The sequence below is a fragment of the Microcystis sp. M179S2 genome, from assembly GCF_020245805.1.
GTDB classification, from domain to species: domain Bacteria; phylum Cyanobacteriota; class Cyanobacteriia; order Cyanobacteriales; family Microcystaceae; genus Microcystis; species Microcystis aeruginosa.
In genome coordinates this window covers 1-2,705 of sequence record NZ_JADBUE010000067.1, presented here as the reverse complement: position 1 = coordinate 2,705, position 2,705 = coordinate 1, and the positions used below count along the sequence as shown (strand labels likewise).

General features: G+C 37.9%; 3 protein-coding genes and 1 pseudogene. 1 reads left to right on the top strand and 3 read right to left on the bottom strand.

What is annotated here, in order from left to right:
• The 3 genes and pseudogenes from IM500_RS03605 to IM500_RS03595 all read right to left on the bottom strand — a co-directional run.
• Nucleotides 1-116 (bottom strand): annotated as a pseudogene (locus IM500_RS03605) (DUF4277 domain-containing protein); the annotation flags it as partial.
• Nucleotides 117-173: 57 nt separating this feature from the next.
• Nucleotides 174-773 (bottom strand): hypothetical protein, encoded by a 600-nt coding sequence (locus IM500_RS03600; protein ID WP_287737720.1) that lies wholly within the window; start codon nt 771-773, stop codon nt 174-176.
• A gap of 152 nt (nt 774-925) precedes the next feature.
• Complete coding sequence (locus IM500_RS03595; protein WP_190722596.1) at nt 926-1,537, bottom strand: calcium-binding protein; 612 nt, start codon at nt 1,535-1,537, stop codon at nt 926-928.
• A gap of 262 nt (nt 1,538-1,799) precedes the next feature.
• Between IM500_RS03595 and IM500_RS03590 the strand changes: the two genes are divergently transcribed.
• Complete coding sequence (locus IM500_RS03590) at nt 1,800-2,615, top strand: hypothetical protein (RefSeq protein ID WP_287737719.1); 816 nt, start codon at nt 1,800-1,802, stop codon at nt 2,613-2,615.
• Nucleotides 2,616-2,705 lie beyond the last annotated feature (90 nt).

Sequence of the window (2,705 nt, the reverse complement as noted above, 5' to 3'; positions counted from 1 at the left end):
TGTTCGGTTGCTTTATCTTCAAAAAATTGAGGAAATAAATACAAGGATCGGGAGACAAATCCCAATCCGTTAAGAATAATCGCTTTTACTACTTGCCCAGCTGTGACAATTTCTCCTGGAACCCATTGAGACTTGTTCGTTTGACAACAACCCAATAGCGAGCTACAATGCGATCACTTTCTGGCTTTGCGGATAGCACTCCCTAGTATTAAACCCCCAAGGGTAATATAAACAAGAACGCTGCTGGATTCTGGAGTCGTTTTTTTAGATGCAACACGCATCTGAATAAGAACATCATCGTCATCATCATCTACAGTGAAAGATGCAGCGTCATCAAGATGAGCTAAGAAGATATTAGTATCTAGTAACTCAAATGTATTTCCTCCGAAACCAAGGCTATTATCTAGATCCGAAAAAACTATTTGTGAAGCCATATCTGTGCCTCCAATTGTAGCGAAAAAACTTTGACCATTCCAGTTAGTTAGAACCGCCAGTGGAATTGGTTGATCTGGATTAAAAGACCCCAAAAAAACCTCACTGTTTGTTGATGGATTATTCGGCAATCCTGAAAGAACTGGAACAAAGTTTTCTGAAGTAGTCCCAAGACCAAACTCAGAATTGGCACCAGCACCACCTCCTAAGGATTTAACGTAAATATCAACCTGATCAGGAAATTTAAACTCTGCTGCACTGCTTGGATTAGTAATACCGCCAACGAATAAAGCAATAGCAAAAGTAAATAAGGGATATTTGGGGTTGCAGGGATTGAACATTTTTGTTGCTCCTCAAAAATTAATTCTTTTTTTGTTGTTCGTTATCTTTTGTTCCTTGAGAACAAGGTTCATGCTTTTAGTTTGATCAGTGAGCAAAAATTGCCCAGTCGTCTGGAACAGGCGAACCAAAAGATTCGCCCGCCCACTCCCAATTAAACAAGCTGAACATCGAAAGAGACAGCAAACCCTGCGGGGCGATTTTCAATGGTTGCGAATTGTTGCCCAAGAAAACTTAACCCACCTGTTAAGCTATTGTAGTTAAATTGGCTAAGGCTACTAGCAGTAAATCCGGACTTACTGATCTGGATGACATCGCCCTCTATCCACTGAAAATCCTTGATTACGTCAACTCCTTCTAGAAGAGAACCGAAATAAAAGACATCGGCACCAGTGCCGCCAGTGAGGATATCATTGCCATAGCCGCCATAGACAAAGTCATTCCCAGCGCCTCCTAATAAAACATCGTTGTCGGCTCCGCCAAAGAGATAATCATTGTCGTTTCCGCCTGATAAAGTGTCAGCACCTGCTTCGCCAATGAGCAAGTCACTACCGTTTCCGCCGAAGACATTGTCATTTCCAGCGCGGCCGAAGATGTTATCTGCACCATCTCCACCATCAATGTAGTCGTTGCCTATTCCACCGTCGATGTAGTCGTTGCCTCCTTGGCCGTAAATGCTATCATTCCCTTCATTCCCGTAAAGGGTGTCATTACCGAAACTGCCGAACAAGAGGTCATTGTAAATTGTACCGTTGTAAACTGGCATTAGCTGTCAACTCCTGTGAATTAATTAGTTGATGATTCAAGTCAAACATTCAGATCAAATAACATTCAATAGATACTGAATAACAAATTGGTATCAGCCAACAACTCTAAATAACTCTAAATAGCTCTAAATAACCGTACATAACTTTTAATAACAATTAATAACATTGCTTTCTCTTTCTCATCAAAATATTGACAAATTAGAGGAAATGATGTAATCTTTAAATATCTCCATTAATTTTTTGATTATTTTTGAACTAAAAATGGTTGGCATTCCTGACAGGATAGGGACTAAAGATAAAGACCTATTGCAAAAAGCATTTCTAAACTGGATCTTGCAAAATACTGGTTTGATAAAAAATCAAGATCATAGTTGTTTATTTCAACTTCTATATCATCCAAAAAATCAAGATAAAAAAAGAAGTGAAATTGTCGAAATAATGAAAGATAAGCATAATCTTCATTATACGGAAGCAACTATTAATGAATATGCGAAAAGAATTAGGAGAATAATGGTAGATGTGTTTAAACAAGCGATGATAGACGATGGATTAGAATTAAGTGTCAATTTAATTACTACTAAATATGAGAAGAAAGGAAAACCTCAGAATTCAATTGAACCTCATCAAGTGACTTATCAATGGTTATGGGAGAAAAAATTTCCTCGGATGGGTTGGGAATTAGCAAAAGAAGTTGCTGCACCTGCTTGTAATAAGTTAACGATGCTGGATATTAATGAAAATTTTGAGGTAGAAAAATCCCCTAATGGAGGAGCCTCAAACGGTAGTTCAAAAAGGGGTCTAGTTATGAATGGTACTGTAATTAAGCCAGAGCCAGATAAGGGTAATTATATTTATCTTAACAAGCCCCATTATTTATGGGTTGATTTACCTGAAAATGGTAAATATTTATTGTTAATTAATGAGACTGTAGAAGGAAATTTTTATCTCTTTAGTCCTTCAAGAGCATTTGCCTATGTTCCTTATACTAAGCTGTCAGAAGGACTTCGTTTACCTCCGTCTGAAGGACTAGCTCGATTTTTCCAATATCTGAACTTCCCCCATACATATATACCATAATAGCCCAAAACCCTTATCCATCAATGGATGTACCCCCTTAACTTTTCTTAATGTACCCATGTAATTTGTAACATTTCTTAATGGACAAGA